The sequence below is a fragment of the Stenotrophomonas sp. PUT21 genome, from assembly GCF_052232875.1.
Taxonomy (GTDB): domain Bacteria; phylum Pseudomonadota; class Gammaproteobacteria; order Xanthomonadales; family Xanthomonadaceae; genus Stenotrophomonas; species Stenotrophomonas maltophilia_N.
In genome coordinates this window covers 2,806,700-2,830,010 of the sequence record NZ_CP197645.1, presented here as the reverse complement: position 1 = coordinate 2,830,010, position 23,311 = coordinate 2,806,700, and the positions used below count along the sequence as shown (strand labels likewise).

The window sequence follows — 23,311 nt, the reverse complement described above, 5'->3', positions numbered from 1 at the left end:
GGTGACGAAGGTGGCGCCGCTCAGGCGAGCGTGCGCACCTTCGGTTCGCGGGCCCACTGGCGCGTAGCGGCGGCAGCAAGGAAGGCCTTTGCGTCCTCGGCCTCGACCACCCCGGCATCGTTGCCGACCCGGGCGACCTTCAACAGCGCCTGTGCGCCGTCGTCGGCGGCGATCGCCTTGAGGTGGGCCCAGGCATCGCTGACGAAATCGATCGCGGCCGATTCCTTGCTCAGCTTCTTGGCGGCATCACTGCTGAGCACCACGGCGACCGCATCGAACACCACCGACGGCGTGCCGGCCAACTGGCCGTCCGCGGCGAGCGTCTTGCCATCGCTGAGCCTGGCGCCACCGATCTTCGGTGCGACCAGCTTCACGCTGGCCCCGGCCTTGTCGGCGGCCTTGCGCAGGTTGGCGATCAGGGCCGCATCGGAGCCTTCGTCGAACAGGATGCCGATGCAGCGGCCGGTGAGCAGGTCCTTGGTGCGGCCGATGATCCGTACCTCGGGCGCCTTCGGGAAATCCTGCGCCGGGGTCTGCGTGGCGGCCGGCTCGGGCAGCGCGGGCATCGCCAGGCCATCGGCGACCCGTTTGGCCAGGGATTCATCGATGTTGCGCAGGTGGCTCACCGTGCGCTCGCGGACCTTGACCGTTTCCACCTTGGACAGCTCGAACACCAGTGCGGAGGCGAGGTGCGCCTGCTCCGGCGCTTCCAGGCTGCGGAAGAACATCCGGGCCTGGCTGTAGTGATCGGCGAAGCTGTCTGCGCGCACGCGCCCCTTGCGGCCGTCATCCGGGGCGGTGGCATGGCTGGGGAAGCCATCGGCGGTCTCACGCGGGCTGTCGCCTTGCAGCGAACTGGGATCGTAGGCGACCCGGCCCTTGGGGATGTTCATCTGCATGTGGCCGTCGCGCTGGTGATTGGCGAACGGACACTTGGGGGCATTGACCGGAATCTGATGGAAGTTCGGGCCGCCCAGGCGGCTGAGCTGGGTATCCAGATAGGAGAACAGGCGGCCCTGCAGCAGCGGATCGTTGCTGAAGTCGATGCCCGGCGGCACGTTGGCCGGGCAGTAGGCGACCTGTTCGGTTTCGGCGAAGAAGTTGTCCGGCCAGCGGTCGAGCACCATGCGCCCGATCACCGTGAGCGGTACCAGCGATTCCGGGATGATCTTGGTCGAGTCCAGATGGTCGAACGGGAAGGCCTCGGCCTGTTCCTCGGTGAACAGCTGCACCGCCAGCTCCCACTCGGGGAAGTTGCCGGCGGTGATCGCCTCGAACAGGTCGCGGCGGTGGAAATCGTTGTCCGCGCTCTGCAGCTTCACCGCCTCGTCCCACACGGTGGACTGGATGCCCAGCTTCGGCCGCCAGTGGAATTTGACGAAGGTCGACTCGCCAGCATCGTTGATCAGCCGGAAGCTGTGGATGCCGAAGCCTTCGATGGTGCGCAGCGAACGCGGGATCGTGCGGTCGCTCATCGCCCACATGATCATGTGCATCGATTCGGGCATCAGCGAGACGAAATCCCAGAAGGTGTCGTGCGCGCTGGCTGCCTGCGGGAAGGCGCGGTCCGGCTCCATCTTCACCGCATGGATCAGGTCGGGGAACTTGATCGCATCCTGGATGAAGAACACCGGGATGTTGTTGCCGACCAGATCCCAGTTGCCTTCCTTGGTGTAGAACTTGACCGCGAAGCCGCGCACGTCGCGCGGGGTATCGACCGAGCCGGCACCGCCGGCCACCGTGGAGAAGCGGGTGAACAGGGGGGTGCGCACGCCCACCTCGCTGAGGATCCGCGCCCGGGTGTATTCGCCGAGCGAGCGGGTCAGTTCGAAATACCCGTGCGCGGCGCTGCCGCGCGCATGCACGATGCGCTCGGGGATGCGCTCATGGTCGAAGTGGGTGATCTTCTCGCGCAGGATGAAGTCTTCCAGCAGGGTCGGCCCGCGAGGGGTGGCCCGCAGCGAATTCTGGTTGTCACCGACCGGAATGCCCTGGTTGGTGGTCAATGCGGGATGGCCATTGCCCGCACGCTGGTGCAGTTCATCCCCTTCGCCACGGACATCGGCGGCGGGGGCGGGGGCATTCTTCGTGCTTTTCTTGCTGGCGGCCATGAGGCGACTCCGGGAGCTGGCGGGAAGGGGGATCACCTCACACTGGCGGGCGGGGCGTTAATCGCGGGTGCGAAAATGCGGCGCTGCTTGCACCCGCGCTTCACATGCGGGGCGCCGGCGCTGGGTGAGGCGCGCGCGTGCAGGTATCCTTGGTCGCGTCATTCCCCTGTTCTTTCCAGCCGCATGCGCGTTGAACCCGCCGACATCGAAGCCCTGTTTGATGCGATCCCCGACGTCCTGTTCTTCATGAAGGACCGCGACGGGCGGTATACGCATATCAACCAGACCATGCTGCGCCGGCTGGGCCTGAAGTCGCGCAAGGAGGTGATCGGGCGGACTGCGGCGGAGATCTATCCGACCGGGCTGGGGGCCGATTACGCCACCCAGGACGAGCAGGTGCTGGCCGGCAAGGTGATCGAGAACCTGATGGAGCTGCATCTGTTCGCCAACCGCGAGCCGGGCTGGTGCCTGACCTGCAAGCGGCCGCTGCTGGTGGAGGGGCAGATCCGCGGATTGATCGGGATCTCGCGCGACCTGGGCCAGAAGGACAGCCTGGGCACCCAGTACGAACAGCTGCGCCTGGCCCTGGCCCATCTGAATGCGCATTACGCCGAAAACGTGCGCATGCAGACCCTGCTGGACATCACCGGGTTCTCGCTCTCCAAGCTGGAGCGTACCTTCCGCAAGGTATTCCAGATGACCCCCCAGCAGGTCCTCACCCGCCTGCGCATCCAGATGGCGGTGCACCTGTTGCATGGCCCGGACAGCATTGCCAGCATCGGCCAGGCCTGTGGCTTCACCGACCAGAGTGCGTTCACCCGCAAGTTCAAGGCCGAGGTCGGGCTGTCGCCGCGGGCCTACCGTGCCCAGATCGGCGAGCGCGCCGCCGGCTGAGGCGGGGTGGGGCTTCCGGCCTATGCCGTCGCGCGGTCGACAGGGTATGGTGTCGCACTTGTTGCCCGCCAATCGATTCCGATGCCCGCATCCCAGACTCCGGCTCCTGTCACTCCGCCCGCCGATACCCGCCTAGGGCACGCGCTCAAGCCCCGCCAGCTGATCATGATGGGCCTGGGCAGCGCGATCGGCGCCGGCCTGTTCCTCGGTTCCGGGGTAGGCGTCCAGGCCGCCGGCCCGGCGGTCCTGCTGTCGTATCTGGTCGCCGGCGCGCTGGTGATCATCGTGATGAACGCGCTGGGCGAAATGGCCGCGGCCAAGCCGACCAGTGGCGCGTTTTCGGTCTACGCCGCCGACGCCATGGGCGCCACTGCCGGTGCCACGGTGGGCTGGCTGTGGTGGGTGCAGCTGGTGATCGTGATTGCCGCTGAAGCGGTCGGTGCGGCCGGCCTGCTCGCCACGGTCTGGCCGGCGATCCCGGTGCCGATGGCGGCGCTGGCCTTCATGTTGTTCTTCACCGCGATCAATCTGCTCGGGGTGAAAAACTTCGGCGAGTTCGAGTTCTGGTTCGCGATCCTGAAAGTGGCCGCGATCGTCGGCTTCATCCTGATCGGCGTGGCGCTGCTGATGGGCTGGCTGCCGGACGTGGCCTCGCCGGGCCTGCGCAACTTCACCGAGCACGGTGGCTTCATGCCCAAGGGCCTGGCCGGGATCGGCGCGGCGCTGCTGGTGGTGATATTCGCCTTCGGCGGCACCGAGATCGTGGCGGTGGCCGCGGCCGAAACCGAAGACCCCGAGCGCAGCATCGCCCGTGCGATCCGCACCGTGGCCTGGCGCATCCTGGTGTTCTACATCGGCTCGCTGAGCGTGATCATCGCGGTGGTGCCGTGGACCAGCGAGGCACTCAGGTCGCCGTTCGCGGCGGTGCTGGAAGCGGCCAGGATTCCGGGCGCGGCGACGGCGATCACGCTGATCGCGGTGATCGCGCTGCTGTCGGCGCTCAATGCCAATCTGTATGGCGCATCACGGATGATGTATTCGCTGGCGCAGCGCCGTGAGGCGCCGGCGGTGCTGGGCTGGACCGATCCGCGCCAGGTGCCGATCATCGCGGTGCTGGCCAGTGTGCTGTTCGGTTTCGCGGCGACGGTGATGGAGCTGGTGTTTCCGGACAGGGTGCTGCCGGTGCTGCTCAACATCGTGGGCTCGACGTGTCTGCTGGTGTGGACGATTTCGTTGTTGTCGCAGTTGATTCTGCGTCATCGGGCGAACCGGGATGGGACGCGGTTGCCGTTCCGGATGGCGGGGTATCCGTATCTGACGGTGTTCGGGTTGGGGGTGTTGGCGGTGATTTTCGGTCTGTTGTTGTCCGAGGCGCACACGCGGGTGCAGTTCCTGTCGATGGCGGTGCTGACGGCGGTGATCGCGGCCAGTAGTGAGGTTGCGCGCCGGATGCGGGCTACAGCCAACAGCTGAGAGCTGACAGCCAACAGCCAACAGCCGCAGGGTTTGGGCTCCGCTGGTTGGGGCGGGCACGGGTGGGTTGTCGGGACCCGCTGCAAGTACGTCCATGTAAGCTCGTGTGTTGCCATTCATGGCAACACACGGTCCCGCCAAGCCACCCGTGCCCACCCTTTGACAGGGGGCTGGTGGACGAGGAAAGGTCCAAAGCAGAGCGCAGGCCGCAGCCGAACTGGTGCTGCGATGCTCGATGCACTGATGCTGGCAACTCGCAACTCGCAACTCGCAACTCGCAACTCAAAGTTCGAAGCTCAGAGTTCGACGCCGAGTGCGCGATGCGAAATGCGCTTTTGGTGCTGAGCAACGAGCCGTGAGCGTTGAATGTTCGACGCCGATGCTGACGCTATGGACAACCGTCCGATGACGGCATGAGGTGTTGTTGCTCGCCTCCGCTGCACGGGGATTGCGTTTGGTTTTCCAGAGGCAGCCGACCCACTGTCGAGGGCGGGGGTGTGTGGGTTGGCGGGACCTGAGCGCCATGGATGGCGCGACATGAGCCTCCATGGACGGATTCACGGCGTGTCCTGCGAACCCACACACCCCCGCCCAGCCTGCAGAATCTGAGGGCGGCTCTCCTCCAAGGCGCGCGTGAGCCGGGAGCCGGGAGCGGGTAGTCGGCCGCACCCCATGACAAAAACGGCCCGCTTGCGCGGGCCGTTTGTTGCTGCGTCAGGGCAGGGAGGTTTAGACCTCCACGCCCTCGTCTTCCTTGTACGCATCGACCGGGATGCAGGCGCACATCACGTTCTTGTCGCCGTAGACGTTGTCCACGCGCGCCACCGGCGGCCAGTACTTCTGCTGGCGCAGGCTGGCCAGCGGGAAGGCCGCCAGCTCACGCGGGTAGGCGTGCGACCACTCGCTGGCCGACACCACCGCAGCGGTGTGCGGGGCGTGCTTGAGCGGGTTGTCCTCGCGGTCCAGGCGGCCGTCTTCGATCGCGGCGATCTCTTCGCGGATCTGGATCATCGCGTTGATGAAGCGGTCCAGTTCGTGCAGGGATTCGCTTTCGGTCGGTTCCACCATCAGCGTGCCGGCGACCGGGAAGCTCAGGGTCGGGGCATGGAAGCCGAAATCGATCAGGCGCTTGGCCACGTCCTCGGCGCCGATGCCGGAGGTCTTCTCCAGCGGACGCACGTCCAGGATGCACTCGTGTGCCACCAGGCCGTTGCGGCCGGTGTACAGGGTCTTGAAGTGCGGGGCCAGGCGCTTGGCGATGTAGTTGGCGTTGAGCAGGGCGACCTGGGTTGCCTTGCGCAGGCCGGCGGTGCCCATCAGCGTGATGTACATCCAGCTGATCGGCAGGATCGAGGCGCTGCCGAAGCTGGCCGCGCTGACCATGCCGACATCGCCTTCGCCGCCCAGCACCTTGGGCAGGAACGGGGCGAGGTGCGACTTGACCGCACACGGGCCCACGCCCGGGCCGCCGCCGCCGTGCGGGATGCAGAAGGTCTTGTGCAGGTTCAGGTGCGAGACGTCCGAGCCCCACTTGCCGGGCTTGGCCACGCCGACCAGGGCGTTCATGTTGGCGCCGTCGGTGTACACCTGGCCGCCGTGCTTGTGCACGATCTCGCAGATCTCCACCACCTCTTCCTCGAACACGCCGTGCGTGGACGGGTAGGTAATCATCAGCGCGGCCAGGCGGTCGCTGTACTTCTCCGCGTTGATGCGGATGTCGTCCAGATCGACATTGCCGTTGGCATCGGTCTTGGTCACCACGACCTTCATGCCGCACATCTGCGCCGAGGCCGGGTTGGTACCGTGCGCCGAATCCGGGATCAGGCAGACGTCGCGATGGCCTTCGCCGCGCGAGCGGTGGTAGGCGCGGATCGCCAGCAGGCCGGCGTACTCGCCCTGCGCGCCGGAGTTCGGCTGCAGGCTGACCGCGTCATAGCCGGTGCATTCCACCAGCATCGCTTCCAGGCCGTCGATCAGTTCCTTGTAGCCGGTGGCCTGGTCGGCCGGGGCCAGCGGATGGATGTTGGCGAACTCCGGCCAGGTCACCGGAATCATCTCGGCGGTGGCGTTGAGCTTCATGGTGCAGCTGCCCAGCGGGATCATGGTGCGATCCATGGCCAGGTCCTTGTCCGCCAGCGAACGCAGGTAACGCAGCAGTTCGTGTTCGCTGTGGTGGGTGTTGAACACCGGGTGGGTCAGGAAGTCGCTGGTGCGCACCAGGCCGGCCGGCAGGGCATCGGCGGTGGCGACGTCGAGGGCATCGACATCGACGGTGGCACCGAACAGCTGGCCGAGCGCGACGATGTCGGCGCGGGTGGTGGTTTCATCCAGGCTGATGCCGACCGCGTCGCTGTCGATCGCACGCAGGTTGATGCGCGCCGCGGCGGCCTTGGCGTGGATCGCCTTGGCGTCGACATCCTTGACGTGCAGGGTGTCGAAGAAATGCTCGCCGACATTCACGCCGGCGCCGCGCAGCGCGGCGGCCAGGATGCTGGCCAGGCGGTGGGTGCGGCGGGCGATGCGGGTCAGGCCTTCCGGGCCGTGGTACACGGCATACATCGAGGCCATCACGGCAAGCAGCACCTGCGCGGTGCAAATGTTGGAGGTGGCCTTCTCGCGGCGGATGTGCTGCTCGCGGGTCTGCAGGGTCAGGCGGTAGGCGGCATTGCCCTGCGCATCGACCGAGACACCGATCAGGCGGCCCGGCATCGAGCGCTTGTACGCGTCGCGGCAGGCCATGAAGGCGGCATGCGGACCGCCGAAGCCGAACGGCACGCCGAAACGCTGCGAGTTGCCGACCACGATGTCCGCGCCCCATTCGCCGGGGGCGGCGATCAGGGTCAATGCAAGCAGATCGGTGGCCACCGCGACCAGGCCGCCACGGGCGTGCACGGCATCGGCCAGCGCCTTGTAGTCGCCGATATGGCCGAAGGTGTCCGGGTACTGCAGCAGCACGCCGTAGGCCTCGGCTTCCATCGCCTCGGCCGGGGTGCCCACGCGCAGCACGATGCCCATCGGCTCGGCGCGGGTGCGCAGCAGTTCCAGCGTCTGCGGGTGCACGGCGTCGTGCACGAAGAAGGTATCGGACTTGGACTTGGCCGAACGCTTGGCCAGGGTCATCGCTTCGGCGGCGGCGGTGGCTTCATCCAGCAGCGAGGCGTTGGCGATCTCCATGCCGGTCAGGTCCGCGCACAGGGTCTGGAAGTTGATCAGTGCTTCCATGCGGCCCTGCGAAATCTCGGCCTGGTACGGGGTGTAGGCGGTGTACCACGCCGGGTTTTCCAGCACATTGCGCAGGATGACGTTCGGGGTGAGCGTGCCGTAGTAGCCCTGGCCGATGAAGGTGCGGAACACCTGGTTCTTGTCGGCGATGGCGCGGATCTTGGCCAGTGCCTGCACTTCGGTCAGCGATTCGGGCAGGGCCAGCGGGGCCGGCGACTTGATCCCGGCCGGGACGATCGCATCGGTCAGCGCGTCCAGCGAGGTGTGGCCGACCACGTCGAGCATCTGCGCGATTTCGGCGTCGTTGGGGCCGATGTGGCGTTCGACGAACGCGTGGCTGTGTTCAAGCTCGCGCAGGGTAGGGGTGTTCTGGGACATGGCTGGCATCTCGGAGAGTGGGCACGCACGTTCGGAAGGCGGCCGGGCCAGGGCGCGTCGCGGGCGACAGCGATCCACCGGACCTTGCGGTCTTCCTGGGTGCCCCTCTGTCCTTTTGCCTGAGAGTTTGGAAGCGCGCATCGGCGTGCTTCGTGCCCCTTCGGCGCCGGCACTCGCCGGTCTCTCCAGAGTTTTGGTACGGGTGGTATCGGGCCTGAGCGATTACGGGCGTTGCGCCTTCGGCAGCGGGTGTCCGCTTCTCCCACCATGTAGCCAGGCGATTATAGCCCAGCGCTTTCGGCCACTGGGCCTTTCCGGCACATGAATACGGGGCCGCGCAGCGCCGGGAAAGCGCGCCCGGGCATGGTGCCGGGGGCGGCAAAGGCCTATGATCACTGGATCCTCGTATTCATCTGGCGCCGCCCGTTCCGGGCCAGGCGCCCGCCGTGCAGTGCGCATGGCCGCTGACGGAAGCCCGCATGACGCCCGCCTCACCCTCGACCCGCCGTCTGGCCCTGCTGCTCGCAGGCCTGGCGATGTTCGGTCCGTTCTCGATCGACACCATATTCCCGGCCTTCCTGCTGTTGGGCGACCGCATGCAGGTGGACCAGGTCGCAGTGCAGCAGACCATCAGCGTCTACCTGCTGTTCTATGGCCTGATGAGCCTGGCGCACGGCCCGCTGTCGGATGCGTTCGGCCGCAAGCGGGTGATCATCGGCGGGCTGGTGCTGTTCATCGGTGCCTCGATCGGCTGCGCGCTGTCGCGCGACATGACCACGTTGCTCGTGTTCCGTGCGCTGCAGGGCGTGACGGCCGGTGTCGGCGTGATCGTCGGCCGCGCGGTGATCCGCGATCTGTACCACGGTGCCGACGCGCAGCGGTTGATGAGCCAGGTATCGATGATCTTCGGCGTCGCCCCGGCGATTGCGCCGATCATCGGCGGCTGGATCCTGCTCGGCGGGGGCGACTGGCCGCTGATCTTCTGGTTCTTGGTGCTGTTCGGCGTGGTCCTGCTGCTGGCCACGGGCAAGTGGCTGCCGGAAACCCACCCGGAGGAAGCACGCACGCCGCTGTCGATGCGTGAGCTGCTGCGCAGCTATGCGCGCATGGGCTCCAACCCGCGCCTGTTGCGCCTGGCCGCGGCCGGTGCGTTCAACTTCTCCGGCATCTTCCTGTACATCGCCTCCGCGCCGGTGTTCGTGATGCAGCACCTGCAGCTGGGTGAGGGCGGCTTTGCGTGGTTGTTCATTCCCACCATCGGCGGCATGACGGTCGGTTCGTTCCTGTCCGGCCGCATGGCCGGGCGGATCGTGCCGCAGCGGCAGATCGCGATCGGCTTTGCATTGTGCGCGGTTTCGGCGCTGCTGAACTTCGGCTATGTCGTGTCGGTGCCGCAGATCGCGCTGCCGTGGGCGGTGATGCCGATCTTCCTGGGCGGTGTCGGCATGGCGCTGATCTTCCCGATCCTGGCGCTGGCCGTGCTGGACATGTATCCGCACCAGCGCGGCCTGGCCTCGTCCATGCAGATGTTCATCCAGCTGATGATCAACACGGTGGTGGCCGGTGTGGTCTCGCCGATGCTCAGCAGCAGCCCGTTGCATCTGGCGCTGGGCTACGCGGCCTTCTTCGCCATCGGTGGCAGCTTCTGGTACTGGGAGCGGCGCTGCGAACGCCGCCGCGACCTGCTCACGCCCATCGAGTGAGCGGCATGCATCCCACGCCTCCACACAACGCAGGCGTGGCGGCATTGCCATTGTGCGACTGCGGCGTATCCTGTGCCTTCGCCAGCCAGTTCGTGCTCCACGACAGCCAATACGCTCCCCTGCGGACGCCGCGTCCGCCGCAATTCAGGGTGATTGCATGGCTGCCCAGCAGACCTACCGCCTGTTCGATGTCGCGCTCAAGCAGCGCACTGTTCTCTCTCCGTCGCTGACCCGCATGGTCTTCGCTGCGCCCGATGTGGCCAACATGAAGACCGACGGGCCGGATCAGCGCATCAAGGTGTTCTTCCCGCTCGCCGGCCAGGCAGCCCCCGAGGTGCCGCAGGGCGAGGACTGGTACGCGCGTTATCGCGCGCTGCCCGACACAGAGCGTGCGCCGATGCGCACCTACACCCTCCGTGCGCTGCGCCCTGACGTGGGCGAAGTTGATATCGATTTCGTGCTGCACGGCGAGACCGGCCCCGCCTCGCGCTGGGCCATGCAGGCACGTGTCGGCGATCGGGTCGGCCTGCTGGCGCCGGATGCGCGGGTTGAAGCCAGCAGCGAGGGCTACGAGTGGAAGCCGCCGGCGCAGGTGAAGCGCGTGCTGTTGGTGGCCGATGACACTGCGCTGCCAGCCGTGGCCGGCATTCTGGAAGGCCTGGCGCAGTGGCCGCAGCCGCCGGAGGTGCAGGCCTTCCTGGAGGTGGAGCACGAAGCGGATGTGCTGCCGCTGCAGGCACCGCCCGGTGCGCAGCTGTTCTGGCTGGCCCGCGAGGGCGCCGCGCATGGTCAGCGGCTGCAGGACGCGGTACGGGCCCGGATCGGTCCCTCCGGTCCGCGCCATGGTGAGCAGGAACTGGCCGAGATCGACATCGATCAGGACATCCTGTGGGAGCAGGCCAGTGCAGCGGGTGGCGGGCTGTATGCCTGGGTCGCCGGCGAGGCCGGCGCGGTGATGGCGATCCGCCGGCACCTGGTGAAAACCTGTGGGATCGACCGCCAGGCCATCACCTTCATGGGCTATTGGCGGCACGGCAAGGTCCTGGATTGAGCCGGCCGCAGCCGCTTCAGAACGGGCCCGCCGGGGCCCGTGCGGTATCCTTGGCACTTTGCCGCAGTCCGGATTTCCCCATGTCGACCACCTCCAAACTGCGCCGCGACATCCGCCGGCGCCGTGAAACCCAGGCCGCCAACCGTGAGCAGGCCAACGCCACGCCGGTTGAGCCGCATGCCGAGCTGCGCGACCAGCAGCGCACGCTGCTGGCCGGCATTGTCCGGCGGGATGGTGAGTGGGTGCTGGGCATGGACGGCCGTATCGCCGGCCAGACCCCCAGTGCAGCGCGGGTGCTGGCCCTGATCATGCAGGCCGCTGAACTGCACGAACGCCAGGGCACCCCGGTGCGCCTGGTGTATTCGGACGCGCTCAAAGACGCGGCGCACGCCGAAGCCAAGGCCGACGGCATGGACTTCGAGCAGTTCAAAGTGGAACTGGCCGCCCAGCTGAAGCCGGCGTCCTGAAACAACACGGGGCGGCGCACCCGCGCCGCCCCGTCGTCCCTCAGCGACCGCGCAGGTCGTCGATCACGTCCACGTTATCGAACTTGTCGATGACGCATTTCACGTAATCGGCGGGCTTGAGCGCCGAGTACGGCGTCTGGTAGGTCACCAGCTTGCACTGGTAGCTCTTGCCGCCGACGTTGCCTTCGTGCCAATCGTAGTTTTCTTCCCAGTAGATCGGCAGAGCGCCAGCGCCGCCCTCATCGAACTGCTTCATGCCTTTGCAGCCCAGCACTTCATTGCCCGGCACCGGGACGTTGAAGTGAGCCGCCGCGGCCCGGTAGTACGTGATCCGGTTCTGCGACTGCAGGTGCTCGGTGCTGCCACCGCATTCCACACCACCATTGATGATCTGTGTGGTCACCCCGAAGCCGGGCACCAGACCATTGGCGAGGTCCCGTGCGTTGGGCTGCCAGGTGCCGTCGATCACATGCATCATCGAGGGCTTGGGCGGCTGCGGATACATGTAGAAGAACGCGGCGCTGGCCAGGTTCAACCAGGTATCGGCTACCAGCTCGGGCTGGTCGAGCAGGGTGCGCACGGTGCCGAACATCGCATCGGAGAACGGTCCGTAGTTGTAGTTGTAGGACAGCTGCTTGGCGCCCCGCCCGAAGTAGCTCTTGAAGCGGCCGGCGTGAGGGCCGCTCTCGAACACACCACACGGCCAGGTCTGGCCCTGCCAGGTGGCCGGGTTGCATTCGCCTGCGTAGCCATCGGGCGTTTCCTCGCTCCAGCCCATCTCACGGACGTGCACCAGCGCCTGGCGCCACTCGGGAATCGGGCTGTGCGCATCGTGGCCGCCCGTCTCCTGCGCGAAGTGCGCCACCATCGTTGCCAACGTCCTGCGGCAGATGGCGTCGGCATCACGGCCATCGGTGTAGGAGGCGCAGATCGCCGGGAACTTGGCGAACGCCTGCAGGAAGCCCCGGTAGGTGTACTCCGGTGCCCGCATCGGGAAGAGGGAGTCGAACTGCGCGGCATCCAGCAGCGCTTCGACCCGGCGCACGTTCTCGGGGTTGGCCGCGCGCAGTGGCTCGACGGCCTGGACCTGGGTGTTGGGCAAGGTACGAATCGATGCCAGCGTCTGCTGCATCAACGGGAAGTCGGTGAGGCGGGCCTCGTCGGCCAGCAGCTGGCTCAGCGGGATCTCGACCGGGTCAAGCGGATCGGGGCCGCCGGGGCCCGGACCGCCGGTGTCATCGTCACAGCCGGGAGCGGTTTCGGCAATCTCTTCCCAAGGCGAGAGCCATGGTTGGGCCGGGTCGATGGCCGCGGGCGATTCGCCGACGTTGACCCACCATTTCGCCTTGAAATAGCGCGACTGGAAGATCACCACGCAGCCGGCGACGTAGGTCTGGGTCGGGTCGTAGGTATCGCTGGCGGCGGGCATGGCGGCGGTGCGCAGCGGTGGGCGGGAGTCGGCATCCGCCGAGGCGGCGCGGGTGACGGCGAAGGCGGTGTTGCTGCCGTGGGCCGTGGCGCAGCCAAGTACGGCCAGCACCGCAGCGGCCAGAAGGGTGTGACGGGTCATGGGCAATCCAGCGCAAGGGAACGAGCACTGACCGTAACGCTCACACACCGGCATCACGTGTCGCGTTCTGCATGACGTTGTGGAAGCTTGAACTGCATCGGACCTGTCTATCGCATTGGATCACTTTTTCACGCAATGCTTGGCGAGAGGCCCGCGAGCACGGACTGTGAACCGGCTCACGCGTTGCGCGGATGAGCGGACGGGGCGGAAGCAAAGAAAAAGGCCGACATCGCTGTCGGCCTTTCCTGATTGCCAGGGTTGCGCGTTGGATTACTGCTTGGTCGTTGCCGGCGCCGCCGCGGCCGCGGCCGTCGTGCTGGCCGGCACCTGCCAGCCACACATCTGGCCCTGGTTCTGCTGCTTGAGCCACTCGTTGACCGGGGTGAAGTACTCGATCATCGGGCCGGCATCGAGTTTGTCGCCGCCGGTGATTTCCTTCAGCGTCGCCTGCCACGGCTGGCTGGCGCCCTTGCTCAGCATCGCCCAGAACTTCTGGCCGGCTTCCTTGTTGCCGTAGAAGCTGCACTGGTGCAGCGGCCCCTTGTAACCGGAGGCGTCGCACAGGCCCTTGTAGAACTGGAACTGCAGGATGCGCGCCAGGAAGTAGCGGGTGTACGGGGTGTTGCCCGGCACGTGGTACTTGGCGCCCGCGTCGAAGAATTCCTCACCGCGCGCGCTGGCCGGGGCCACGCCCTGGTACTTGGCCTTCAGGTCCCACCACGCCTGGTTGTAGTGGTCCGGGGTGATCGAGCCGTCGAACACGCCCCAGCGCCAGCGATCGATCATCAGGCCGAACGGCAGGAACGACACGCCGCTCAGGGCCATGCGCATCTGCGCGTTGATGGTCGCCTCACGGCTTTCCTGCGGCGTGTCCACCAGGCCGATCGAGTTGAGGTACTGCGGGGTCATCGCCAGCACGATGGTGTCGCCGATCGCTTCGTGGAAGCCATCGTTGGCACCGCCCTGGAACAACGGCGGCAGCGGGTTGTAGGCCAGGTCGTAATAGATGTGGCCCAGCTCGTGGTAGATCGTGGTGAAGTTCTCTTCGTTCGGCTTGATGCACATCTTGGTGCGCACGTCGCCGTCCATGTTCATGTCCCACACGCTGGCGTGGCAGACCACGTCACGGTCCAGCGGCTTGATGAACTGGGTCTTGTCCCAGTACGACTTCGGCAGCGCCGGCATGCCCAGCGAGACGTAGAAATCCTGCGCGCGCTCGGTCATCTGCTTGGCGGTGCGCAGTTCGGCCTCACGCTGCGCCTTGTACAGCGCTTCGACGTTGGCACCGCTGCCGGCCTTGGCCAGGGCGCCACTCAGGTTGGTCTGGTACTGCTTTTCCAGCGCGGCGGTGATGTCCAGGTTGCCGGCGCCGGGATACGGTTCCAGCTGGTCCCACAGGTTGGACCAGTCCTGCTGCCACATGTTGCCGGTGAGGTGCGCGGCGATCAGGCCGCCATTGACCTCGGCCTTGTCCTTGCCATAGGTCGCATCGAGCTTGGTGCGTGCGTAGCAGTGCAGCTGCTCGTACATCGGCTTGACCTGGTCCCACAAGCGGTCGGTTTCCGGGCCGATCTGGTCGGCGGGCATGTCATAGCCGCTGCGCCACATCTGGCCGGCATCGGCGAAGCCCATTTCCTTGGCGCCTTCGTTGACCAGACTGACGAAACGCTGGTAATCGGCGCGCATCGGCTTGGTCGTGCCATGCCAGCCCTGCCAGGCGTCGAGCTGCTTGTCGTAGTCGCGGCTGCGGGCCAGCACCTGCTCCAGGTCGCCGAGCTGGCGGCAGCTCTGCGGGTTGGTTTCGTCGGTGCAGTACTTGCCCGAGCCATAGGCGCCTTCCATGCGGCTGGCGATGCGGGTCAGCTCGGAGAGCTTGGCCGGGTCGCGCGGGGCGGGCATGGAGGTCATCAGCTTGAGCAGGTGGATCTGGCGCTTGGTGTCTTCGCTCATCGGCTGGCCGTCGTACTGGCCGGCCTGGGCGATCCAGCCGTTGAGCACGGTCAGCCAGCGTTCGTTGGCCTTGGCCGCGACGCGCTCGGAATCGTCATTGATGTAGGTCGAAGACAGCCACTGGGCCGAGGTCATTTCCGGGTACATGGCTTTGTACTCGGCGTTGACGCGGGCGATGAACTGGTCCGCGGTTTCCTTGGACTGGGTGGTGCCCGTGGCCGGTGCATCGGTGGGGGACGGTTCCTTCTGGCAGGCCGCCAGCGTCAGTGCGGCAGCACTGACTGCCAGGGCCAGCAGGAGCGGGCGGTGGTTCACGGGCACATCCTTGGGTGGTGACAGACCGGCGAAGGCTAGTGAAGCGCCGGGCACACCGCAAGGGGCAGGGCAGCACGGTCCCGCCACGGTATGGCCTGCTTCGCCTCAACTGGAAGGCGAAAAGCGGGCGATTTTCCGCCCCGGACGCTGGACCATCACCAAAGCGCGGACGTCCTCAAACCTCGCACCCAGCAAACAGATCCCGGTCACGCTCATACACCGATGTCTTGACCTGCATCAGCCCCAGCACCGACGGGAACAGATTGTCGTGGTCGGTGTACTTGCCCGCGCGCGCCCGCACGCAGGCCAGGTTGAGCCCGCGGTTGGCCGCGAACGAGGGCGAGAACCACATCGTCATCGGTACCCGGGTCTGTTCCTGCGGGGCGATCGCGTAGGGCACGCCATGCAGGTAAAGGCCTTTCTCGCCAAGCGACTCGCCGTGATCGGAGAGATAGATCATCGCCGTGTCGTAGTCGTCCATGCCCTTGAGTGTGCCGATCGTGCGCGAGAGCAGGTGATCGGTGTACAGCAGCGCATTGTCGTAACTGTTGGTGATCTGCTCGCGGCTGCACTTGCCCAGGTCCGGCGTATCGCAGGTCGGGGTGAAGCGGCGGAAGCGCGCCGGATAGCGTTCGAAGTAACTCGGCCCATGGTTGCCCAGCTGGTGCAGGACCACCACGCGGTCACCGGGCCTGGCGCGGACCTGGGTGGCTAGATCGTCGATGAGGATCTCGTCCATGCAGCGCCCGTTGGCGCACAGCGTCGGGTGTTTGGCATCATCCAGCGGCTGCATTTCCAGGCCCTCGCACACGCCCTTGCAACCGGATTGGTTGTCGCGCCACAGCGTGGCGATGCCGGCGTGATCCAGCACGTGCAGCAGCGACTGGTGCGCACGGATCTTCTTTTCGTCGTAGTCGTGGCGTCCGTAGGGCGAGAACAGGCAGGGCAGGGAGACTTCGGTGCTGGTGCCACACGAATGCATGTCCGGGAAATTGATCACTCCGGCTTGGGCCAGCTCCGGCGTGGTCTGTTTGGCATAGCCATTGAGGCCCCAGTTCTGTGCGCGTGCGGTTTCGCCCATCACGATCACCAACAGGCGCGGGCGGCTGCCGACCGCGCGCGGGGTGGCCTTGGCATCGGTCCCGATCGGCAGTTTCGGGGCGCGCTGGATCGGGTTGTCGCCGCGCAGCGCCTTGGGCAGGCCGAGCAGGACGTTGCCGGGGGTGGCCAGGTAGCGCACCTCGCGCTGGTTGCGCATCAGCGAGGACATCTCCTGGAAGGACAGCATCGCCCCGCCGAAGGCGATCAGGGCCGACAGCAGCAGGAAGCCCATGCGCCACAGCAGCGCCCTTCCCAGCGTGCGCCGGCGCAGCTGCACGCGCCACAGCAGCAGCATCGGCGCCAGGGCCAACAGCAGCAGTGGGGCGATCAAGGTGGGCGTGATCAGTTCGCGGCTTTCCTTGTGGTCGGTTGCCAGCACGTTGCGCAGCATGTCCGCATCCAGATAGATGTGGTAACTGCTCATGTAGTGGGCCGCCAGTGCGGTGCCGATCAGCAACACGCTCAGCACCACCTTGGCATTCCAGCGCCAGACCAGCAGCCCCATCAGCAGGCAGTGCGCCCCCACCAGGAACAGGAACAGCGAAAGCGCGAAGCCGACGCTGCCCGGGTGCGTGGCCATCGCGCTGTGCCAGAACAGGCCGTTGCAGGCCACCGCGAAGAACACGCTGGTGAGCAGGATCAGGGTTTCGGTGGTGCACTGCGGGCGCCAGCCACGCAGGGTGGCCAGCGCCGGGAAGCGCGAGGCGCGCGGAAGGGTGGTGCTCATGCCGCTTCTCCCTGCGCGCTGACCGGTGCAGTGCTGCATTCGCGCAGCCGCACCGGTTCGATCAGCAGGTACAGGCCAAGCGAGACCGCCCAGCAGGTGGCCAACGTCCACAGGTCATGCGACAGAAAGTGCGCGCCACGCAGCTGCTGCGAAACCCCGAACAGGCCGCCAGCCAGCAGGCCGACGGCCAGACCGCGCCAGCGCCAGGCCGGGCGCATCATCAGGGCGACGAAGTACAGGCTGACCCATGCAAACCCCGCGCTGGAATGCCCGCCCGGAAAGCACACCCCGCGCGGCATCCCCGCTGGGCGTGTGGCGAACAGGCCGATGAACTCGCGGCTGCCGCCATAGCGGGCTAGATCCCACGGGCAATCCATGTTGGTCAGTGACTTGAGCAACGAGACCACGCCGGTGCCCAGTGCGACCGCGAGCACGAGGTACAGCAGCGGCCAGCGCCACGCGGCGGCCCGTTCGCTGCGCCAGGCGTGGAAGCACAGCATGATCGCCACCAGCGCCGCTGCACTGCTGGCCCATTTGCCGGCCTGGTGGATCAGGTGGGTGGTGACCCAGGCGTTCTGCAGCGCCCACTGCTGCCCTTCGAGTCGATAGAGCTGATCGGCCAGCCACTGGTCGCCACCGGCGCCCATCAGCACCGCGCTGGCCAACAGTGTCACGGCCAGCGGGAGCCAGAGATGGGCGCGGACGAAGCGCGGCGTGGTTGCGGCGGCGGGAAGGGAAGAAAGCGCAACGGTGGACGCTGGAAACATGGACGAAAGGGCCGGCGGGAGATTCCGGCGCCATGGTCGTCAGCGGAGTGTCGGAGAGTGGTCGGAGCGATGTTGGCCGCCGGTTAAGCGCGGCCTGCCGTTCAGTCTTCCTCGTCCTGTGCGGTGTCGGTGGCGGTCACGGCGGCGTGGCAGTCGGCCTGCCAGGCGGTGCCCGGGAACAGCAGCCACCGGTTGCGGTTGGCGCTGCCGATCTCGATCACCGCCGACGGGTCCACACAGGGGCTGATCGCTTCATCGAGCACCAGCAGCCAGCGTTGCCGGGGCGCGTGTGACAGCCACGGGCCGGCGGCCTGCCACTGCTGGTCCCACGGGGTCTTGAAGCCGAAATCGGTCACCGGGCGGTCGGCCTGCAGCAGGTTCTGTTCGCGCCAGGCGACCACGCCGAGCTCGGCCTCCGGCCCGATCCGCTTGCCGACGCGCTGCATCACGGCCGAGGCGGAACTGTACGGGTCCAGGGTCGGCATCAGGACCCAGCCGTACAGATTCCAGAGCAGGAAGGCCGCCGCGACCACCAGTGCGCCTGCCCGGCGCTGGCGCCACCACAAGGCCAGCGCCAGCAACACCGCGCCGAAGGCGATCAGCCAGCCGCCAAGCACGGGCAGCAGCGTGTCGGGCATCGCGCGCCGCGCCAGCTGCACGTGCGCCCATGTGCTGGCCGACCACAACTGGGTGCCGACATACAACGCCGCCACACCGAGCACGGCGACATACGCCCACAGCAGCCAGCGCAGGCCGGTCCGGCGCAGCAGCCCGGGCAGCAGCGGGGCGGCGGCCAGGCACAACGCGGGCAGCATCGGGAAGATGTAGACCTCGCGTTTGCCCGGGCTGGCACTGAAGAACACCAGCACCAGCAGCGACCACCCCAGCAGCAGCCACCAGCGTCCATCCAGGCGTTTGAGGCGGCGCCACCATGCCGGCACCAGGGCGGGCAGCAACAGGCTGCCCGGCAGCCACAAGGTCGCCATCACCTGCAGGTAGTACCAGGCCGGCTTCACGTGGTGCCATGCGTTGGCGTAGCGGGTGCCGGTCTGCTTGAACAGCAGTTCGCGTGCGTAGGCGTGCAGGGCGGGGTCGGCCGAGTGCAGTAGGGCAACGCCCAGCGGTGCCAGCCAGACCGCCGTGCCGAGCAGGAACGCGGGCAGCAGCCACCACAGATCGCGGGCGGTGCCGGCCGGCAACGCCGCGCCGCGCGCGCGCCAGCGCCAGGCGGCGAACGGCAGCAGCACCAGCAGCGGCAGGAAGCCCACGCCCTTGGTCACCGTGCCCAGCCCGGCGGCGAAGCCGGCCAGCCACAGCGCGGGCCGGTTGCGGCCTTCCAGCAGGTGGCGCAGCAGCCCCCACAGCGACAGCGTGGTCATGGCCACCAGCACCATGTCGATCTGCGCCCGCTTGGCCATCAGGCCGAACTGCAGGCAGCTGAACAAGGCGAGCAGGGCCCACCACCCGACGCGGCGGTTCCACAGGCGCCGCCCCAGGTCCCAGGTCAGCCACAGGGTCAGCAGCGCCGCGAGCAGCGATGGCACCAGGAACGCGATGCTCCAGCCGCCGAACAACTGGTGGCTGGCGGCCTGCATCCACATGAACACCGGCGGCTTTTCGGCGTACAGCTCGCTGCCCCGGTGCGGCAGCAGCCATTGCCCGGACTCGACCATGGCCTGCGCGGCCAGCACGAAACGGGGTTCATCGGGCGGTGAGGGCTGGCGCAAGCCGATGCCCGCCGCCAGCGCCAGCAGCAGGGCAAGGCACACCAGCACACGCGGCCAGCGCCGCAGGAAGAGGGATTCGGTCACGCCCAAGCTCACCGGCAAAACAGCCACTGTCTCCCCGACAGCGTAGGAAAAGCGTCGTAACCACCCCATTGCGACCAGATTCCGACACGGTTCCGGCTACCATGCGCCCAACCGGTCAAGAGAGTGTCCCATGCGGTTGCTGGTCATTGAAGACAACCGTCAGCTGGTTGCCAATCTATTCGATTATTTCGAATCGCGGGGCCACGTGCTGGACGTCGCGCCCGATGGCGTGACCGGCCTGCACCTGGCGGTGTCGCAGCCCTATGACGCGCTGATCCTGGACTGGATGCTGCCGCGCATGGAGGGGCCTGAAGTGCTGCGCCGGCTGCGTGCCGACCACGGCTCGGAAGTGCCGGTGATCATGCTCACCGCGCGCGACGAACTGCCGGACAAGATCGCCGGCTTCCGCGCGGGCGCCGATGACTACCTGACCAAGCCCTTCGCACTGCCCGAGCTGGAAGTACGTCTTGAAGCGCTGATGGTGCGCGCCAAAGGGCGCAATCCGCGCAAGCTGCTGGAAGTGGCCGACCTCAAGCTGGATCTGGCCACGCTGGAAGCGCAGCGCGATGGCAAGCCGCTGCACCTGTATCCGGCCTGCCGCAAGCTGCTGGAAGTGTTGATGCGCGCCAGCCCCGGCGCAGTGACCCGCCAGCAACTGGAGTTCGCGCTGTGGGGCGATGAGCTGCCCGATGGCGACCTGCTGCGCTCGCATGTTTACGAACTGCGCCGCAGCGTGGATGGCCCGTTCCAGCAGAAGCTGATCCACACCTTGCCGCGGGTCGGGTACCGCCTCGGCGTGTCCGCGGCCGGTGCTGACGACAATGTGGCGTAAGCGCACGCCTACGCCATCGCCCATGCACCGGCGCATGGTGTGGTGGCTGCTGGGCTATCTGGCGCTGATCTCGCTGGCGGTGTTCAGCGTGGGCAATTACGTGCATGAACATGCCGAGCATTCGGCATGGCGCGCGCTGCTCAACTCCGAGCTGGACAGCATCGTCAACCACATCGAACACGAGCCGCACTACCGCTGGCAGGATTCGGACACATTGCGGCTGTTCTATATCGACGGCAGCCCGGCGGTGCCGGAAAGCCTGCGCACGCTGCACCCGGGGTTGCACGATGGTGTGGAGGTCAACGGTCGCGCCAGCGCGGTGATGGTGCGCGAAACCACGCAGCTGGGGCGGTTGGCGCTGGTGCTGGACATCAACGACTTCCACGAGCTGGAGCAGTTCGCCACGCGTTGGGTACTGCTGGCCGGCGTGCTGATGATCATCGTCACCGTCCTGATGGCCTCCTTCGGTGTCGGCCGGCTGGTACGGCCGCTGAGCTCGCTGGCGCGACGCATCGACGAGCTGCGGCCCGGCGTTCCCGGGCAGCGGGTGGAGGTGGATCCGCGTGCCAGTTCGGAGTTGTATGTCATCGCCAACGCACTCAACGACTACCTGGCGCGCAACGAACAGTTCGTCGAGCGCGAGCGGGTCTTCATCAGCACGGCCAGCCATGAGCTGCGCACGCCGATCGCGGTGATCACCGGTGCCTCCGAGCTGGCGCTGGGCCAGCAGGACATCCCCGAGCGCGCCCGCCAGCAGATGCAGCGCGTGCACCGTACCGCGCAGGGGGTGGAGCAGCTGATCCAGCTACTGCTGGTGCTGGCGCGCGACCCGGCACGGCTGGCCGCACTGGGTGAGCGCATTCCGCTCGATCTGCTGGTGCCGGACATCATCGAAGACCATCGCCATCTGATGGGCGACAAGGACCTGCGCATCGAGATCGACGGACTTGCGCGCGTGGACATCGTCGCGCCGCTGGGCGTGGTCCAGGCCGCGATCGGCAATCTGCTGCGCAATGCGATCGAAAACAGCGGGCGCGGCACCATCCACATCCAGGTCTCCGATCAGGCCGTGGTGACCCTGCAGGACCCCGGGCTGGGCATGAGTCCGGAAGAGATCGCCGCCGTCCATGCGCGCATGGCACGCGGCGACCGCAATGAGCAGAGCGGCATCGGCCTGGAACTGATCGCCCGGCTCTGTGAGCACCTGGGCTGGGCGCTGCAGATCGAACCCTGTGTGCCGCGAGGGACGTGTGTGATCCTCGATCTGGGGGCTTCGCTGCCGGGTCACCAACAAGGCGCATCACTACCCGCGTCGTGATCGGCCCGCGCGCTGCACTGCAAAGTGTGGCGTCGTGAAGACAATGTTAAGCTCCACGGGCGCCGCTCTATGCGGCGCTTTTTTTTATCCCTTCGATCGACAGAGGATGGCTTGATGCCGACCGAACCCAGTACTGCCCTGATCACCAATGACATCGTCGGCCTCGGCCTGATCGCCGCCACCCTGGCCGTGATCTTCTGGGCCGCCAGTGGCCCGACCCCACTGCTCAAGAAGATTTTCGCGTGGGTGCCGGCGCTGCTGCTGTGCTACTTCATCCCGGCCATCTACAACACCGCCGGCCTCATCGACGGCCACAACACCTCGCTGTACAACCCGATCGCGCGTGACGTGCTGTTGCCAGCGGCACTGGTGCTGCTGACGCTCTCGATCGATCTGAAGGGCATCATGAAGCTGGGCCCGAAGCTGCTGGTGGTGTTCTGCGCCGGCACGCTGGGCATCATCCTCGGCGCGATCGTGTCGTTCCAGACGATGTCCTGGATCCACCCGGCCACGGTGGCCGGTGACACCTGGAAGGGCATGGCCGCCCTGGCCGGCAGCTGGATCGGCGGCGGCGCCAACATGGTGGCGATGCGCGAAGTGTTCGGTACCGATGCCACCACCTTCGGCCAGTTCGCGGTGGTCGATGTGGCCTGTGCAAGCCTGTGGATGGCGGTGCTGCTGTTCCTGGCCAACCGCGCCCAGCAGATCGATACGCGCAACGGCGCCGATACCCGCGCCATCGATGAGATGAAGGCCCGGATCTCCGCCTACGAGGCGCAGAACGCACGTATCCCCAGCCTCACCGACCTGATGGTGATCGTCGGCGTGGCGCTGGGTGGCGTCGGCCTGGCGCATGCCATCGCCGCACCGCTGAGCGGCTGGTTCAAGGCGAATGTCAGCTGGGCCAGCCAGTTCAGCCTGGACAGCGCGTTCGTCTGGGTGGTCCTGCTGTCCACCGCGCTCGGCCTGGGCCTGAGCTTCACCCGCGCGCGCCGCCTGGAGTCGGCCGGTGCCTCGCGCCTGGGCACGCTGTTCCTGTACTTCCTGATCGCCTGCATCGGCATGCAGATGGACCTGCTCTCGCTGCTGGACCGCCCGTGGCTGTTCGCGTTGGGCGCGATCTGGATGCTGACCCACATCCTGGTGCTGTGGATCGCCGCCAAACTGATGCGCGCGCCGCTGTTCTTCTTTGCGATCGGCTCGCAGGGCAACATCGGTGCGGCGGCGTCGGCACCGGTGGTCGCCGCGGCGTTCCATCCGTCGCTGGCGCCGGTTGGCGTGCTGCTGGGCACCGTGGGCTATGCCACCGGCACCGGCCTGGCCTATGTGACCGGGCTGATCCTGAAGTGGATGGCGGGCGCGTAAGCAGGCGCTCCTAGTTGTTGACTCCCGGGGCGGCCTTGATGGCCGCCTCTTTTTTGGGCGACGTGCCGCTGAGGTGCGAAAGGTCTGGGATCACCGTCACGTCCAGCTGTCAGAAATGGCTTCATTTGTCATGAAGTGTGAAAGAGGTGCCGGATCGTCCTGATACCGCCGCGTAAGGTCCGGCGCCATGCACTGTGCCTTGCGCCGGGCGCGCACGGCATGGAACCCATCTGTCGATGGCAGTCGGCGCCCATCA

General features: G+C 66.9%; 15 protein-coding genes and 1 riboswitch. Of the genes, 8 read left to right on the top strand and 7 right to left on the bottom strand.

What is annotated here, in order from left to right; translation table 11 throughout:
- Positions 1 to 20 precede the first annotated feature (20 nt).
- Positions 21 to 2,111, bottom strand: coding sequence for a catalase (locus ACTT2I_RS12985; RefSeq protein WP_421099195.1), 2,091 nt, complete (start codon positions 2,109 to 2,111; stop codon positions 21 to 23).
- A 183-nt stretch (positions 2,112 to 2,294) separates the two neighbouring features.
- Here ACTT2I_RS12985 and ACTT2I_RS12980 point away from each other — a divergent pair, with 183 nt between their 5' ends.
- On the top strand, positions 2,295 to 3,005 hold the full coding sequence (locus ACTT2I_RS12980) for an AraC family transcriptional regulator (RefSeq protein ID WP_088435366.1): 711 nt from the start codon (positions 2,295 to 2,297) through the stop codon (positions 3,003 to 3,005).
- Positions 3,006 to 3,086: 81 nt separating this feature from the next.
- Positions 3,087 to 4,478 carry an amino acid permease gene (locus tag ACTT2I_RS12975; protein WP_421099196.1) on the top strand — a complete coding sequence of 464 codons (1,392 nt, stop codon included), beginning with the start codon at positions 3,087 to 3,089 and terminating at the stop codon, positions 4,476 to 4,478.
- Between the two features lie 729 nt (positions 4,479 to 5,207).
- On the opposite strand, the gene gcvP is transcribed toward ACTT2I_RS12975, so the two are convergent.
- Positions 5,208 to 8,087, bottom strand: a complete 2,880-nt coding sequence (gcvP, locus tag ACTT2I_RS12970; protein ID WP_421099197.1) for an aminomethyl-transferring glycine dehydrogenase — start codon at positions 8,085 to 8,087, stop codon at positions 5,208 to 5,210.
- 88 nt (positions 8,088 to 8,175) lie between these two features.
- Positions 8,176 to 8,277, bottom strand: a riboswitch (glycine riboswitch).
- 280 nt (positions 8,278 to 8,557) lie between these two features.
- Here gcvP and ACTT2I_RS12965 point away from each other — a divergent pair.
- The 3 genes from ACTT2I_RS12965 to ACTT2I_RS12955 all read left to right on the top strand — a co-directional run bounded on the left by ACTT2I_RS12965 (position 8,558) and on the right by ACTT2I_RS12955 (position 11,299).
- The gene (locus ACTT2I_RS12965) at positions 8,558 to 9,781 is read left to right on the top strand and encodes a multidrug effflux MFS transporter (RefSeq protein ID WP_421099198.1); all 1,224 of its coding nucleotides are present in this window, start codon (positions 8,558 to 8,560) and stop codon (positions 9,779 to 9,781) included.
- A gap of 157 nt (positions 9,782 to 9,938) precedes the next feature.
- Complete coding sequence (locus ACTT2I_RS12960) at positions 9,939 to 10,832, top strand: siderophore-interacting protein (RefSeq protein ID WP_421099199.1); 894 nt, start codon at positions 9,939 to 9,941, stop codon at positions 10,830 to 10,832.
- Positions 10,833 to 10,912: 80 nt separating this feature from the next.
- Positions 10,913 to 11,299, top strand: coding sequence for a hypothetical protein (locus ACTT2I_RS12955; RefSeq protein WP_070470412.1), 387 nt, complete (start codon positions 10,913 to 10,915; stop codon positions 11,297 to 11,299).
- A 40-nt stretch (positions 11,300 to 11,339) separates the two neighbouring features.
- On the opposite strand, the gene ACTT2I_RS12950 is transcribed toward ACTT2I_RS12955, so the two are convergent.
- From ACTT2I_RS12950 to ACTT2I_RS12930, 5 genes are all read right to left on the bottom strand, one after another.
- Entirely contained in the window at positions 11,340 to 12,869 is a 1,530-nt protein-coding gene (locus ACTT2I_RS12950; protein WP_421099200.1) for a glycoside hydrolase family 19 protein, read from the bottom strand.
- 270 nt (positions 12,870 to 13,139) lie between these two features.
- Positions 13,140 to 15,134, bottom strand: coding sequence for a M2 family metallopeptidase (locus ACTT2I_RS12945; protein ID WP_443096687.1), 1,995 nt, complete (start codon positions 15,132 to 15,134; stop codon positions 13,140 to 13,142).
- A 175-nt stretch (positions 15,135 to 15,309) separates the two neighbouring features.
- Complete coding sequence (locus ACTT2I_RS12940; protein ID WP_421099202.1) at positions 15,310 to 16,962, bottom strand: phosphoethanolamine transferase; 1,653 nt, start codon at positions 16,960 to 16,962, stop codon at positions 15,310 to 15,312.
- Positions 16,959 to 17,729, bottom strand: coding sequence for a phosphatase PAP2 family protein (locus tag ACTT2I_RS12935; RefSeq protein ID WP_421099203.1), 771 nt, complete (start codon positions 17,727 to 17,729; stop codon positions 16,959 to 16,961). Before ACTT2I_RS12935 ends, ACTT2I_RS12940 begins: the two co-directional genes overlap by 4 nt.
- A gap of 101 nt (positions 17,730 to 17,830) precedes the next feature.
- The gene (locus ACTT2I_RS12930) at positions 17,831 to 19,558 is read right to left on the bottom strand and encodes a glycosyltransferase family 39 protein (RefSeq protein ID WP_421099408.1); all 1,728 of its coding nucleotides are present in this window, start codon (positions 19,556 to 19,558) and stop codon (positions 17,831 to 17,833) included.
- Positions 19,559 to 19,670: 112 nt separating this feature from the next.
- Here ACTT2I_RS12930 and ACTT2I_RS12925 point away from each other — a divergent pair, with 112 nt between their 5' ends.
- The 3 genes from ACTT2I_RS12925 (at position 19,671) to ACTT2I_RS12915 (ending at position 23,055) form a co-directional block, all read left to right on the top strand.
- Complete coding sequence (locus ACTT2I_RS12925; protein ID WP_070470405.1) at positions 19,671 to 20,372, top strand: response regulator transcription factor; 702 nt, start codon at positions 19,671 to 19,673, stop codon at positions 20,370 to 20,372.
- Positions 20,362 to 21,690, top strand: a complete 1,329-nt coding sequence (locus tag ACTT2I_RS12920; protein WP_421099204.1) for a sensor histidine kinase — start codon at positions 20,362 to 20,364, stop codon at positions 21,688 to 21,690. The genes ACTT2I_RS12925 and ACTT2I_RS12920 overlap by 11 nt, the downstream gene beginning before the upstream one ends.
- Positions 21,691 to 21,804: 114 nt before the next feature.
- Complete coding sequence (locus ACTT2I_RS12915) at positions 21,805 to 23,055, top strand: DUF819 family protein (protein ID WP_088434533.1); 1,251 nt, start codon at positions 21,805 to 21,807, stop codon at positions 23,053 to 23,055.
- Positions 23,056 to 23,311: the final 256 nt, after the last annotated feature.

Bases quoted from the DNA above. Each gene is read 5' to 3' on its own strand.
- ACTT2I_RS12940 (WP_421099202.1), bottom strand. From the start codon at position 16,962: ATGAGCACCACCCTTCCGCGCGCCTCGCGCTTCCCGGCGCTGGCCACC.
- ACTT2I_RS12965 (WP_421099198.1), top strand. From the start codon at position 8,558: ATGACGCCCGCCTCACCCTCGACCCGCCGTCTGGCCCTGCTGCTCGCA.
- gcvP (WP_421099197.1), bottom strand. From the start codon at position 8,087: ATGCCAGCCATGTCCCAGAACACCCCTACCCTGCGCGAGCTTGAACAC.
- ACTT2I_RS12975 (WP_421099196.1), top strand. From the start codon at position 3,087: ATGCCCGCATCCCAGACTCCGGCTCCTGTCACTCCGCCCGCCGATACC.
- ACTT2I_RS12950 (WP_421099200.1), bottom strand. From the start codon at position 12,869: ATGACCCGTCACACCCTTCTGGCCGCTGCGGTGCTGGCCGTACTTGGC.
- ACTT2I_RS12985 (WP_421099195.1), bottom strand. From the start codon at position 2,111: ATGGCCGCCAGCAAGAAAAGCACGAAGAATGCCCCCGCCCCCGCCGCC.
- ACTT2I_RS12960 (WP_421099199.1), top strand. From the start codon at position 9,939: ATGGCTGCCCAGCAGACCTACCGCCTGTTCGATGTCGCGCTCAAGCAG.
- ACTT2I_RS12920 (WP_421099204.1), top strand. From the start codon at position 20,362: ATGTGGCGTAAGCGCACGCCTACGCCATCGCCCATGCACCGGCGCATG.
- ACTT2I_RS12915 (WP_088434533.1), top strand. From the start codon at position 21,805: ATGCCGACCGAACCCAGTACTGCCCTGATCACCAATGACATCGTCGGC.
- ACTT2I_RS12955 (WP_070470412.1), top strand. From the start codon at position 10,913: ATGTCGACCACCTCCAAACTGCGCCGCGACATCCGCCGGCGCCGTGAA.
- ACTT2I_RS12980 (WP_088435366.1), top strand. From the start codon at position 2,295: ATGCGCGTTGAACCCGCCGACATCGAAGCCCTGTTTGATGCGATCCCC.
- ACTT2I_RS12925 (WP_070470405.1), top strand. From the start codon at position 19,671: ATGCGGTTGCTGGTCATTGAAGACAACCGTCAGCTGGTTGCCAATCTA.
- ACTT2I_RS12935 (WP_421099203.1), bottom strand. From the start codon at position 17,729: ATGTTTCCAGCGTCCACCGTTGCGCTTTCTTCCCTTCCCGCCGCCGCA.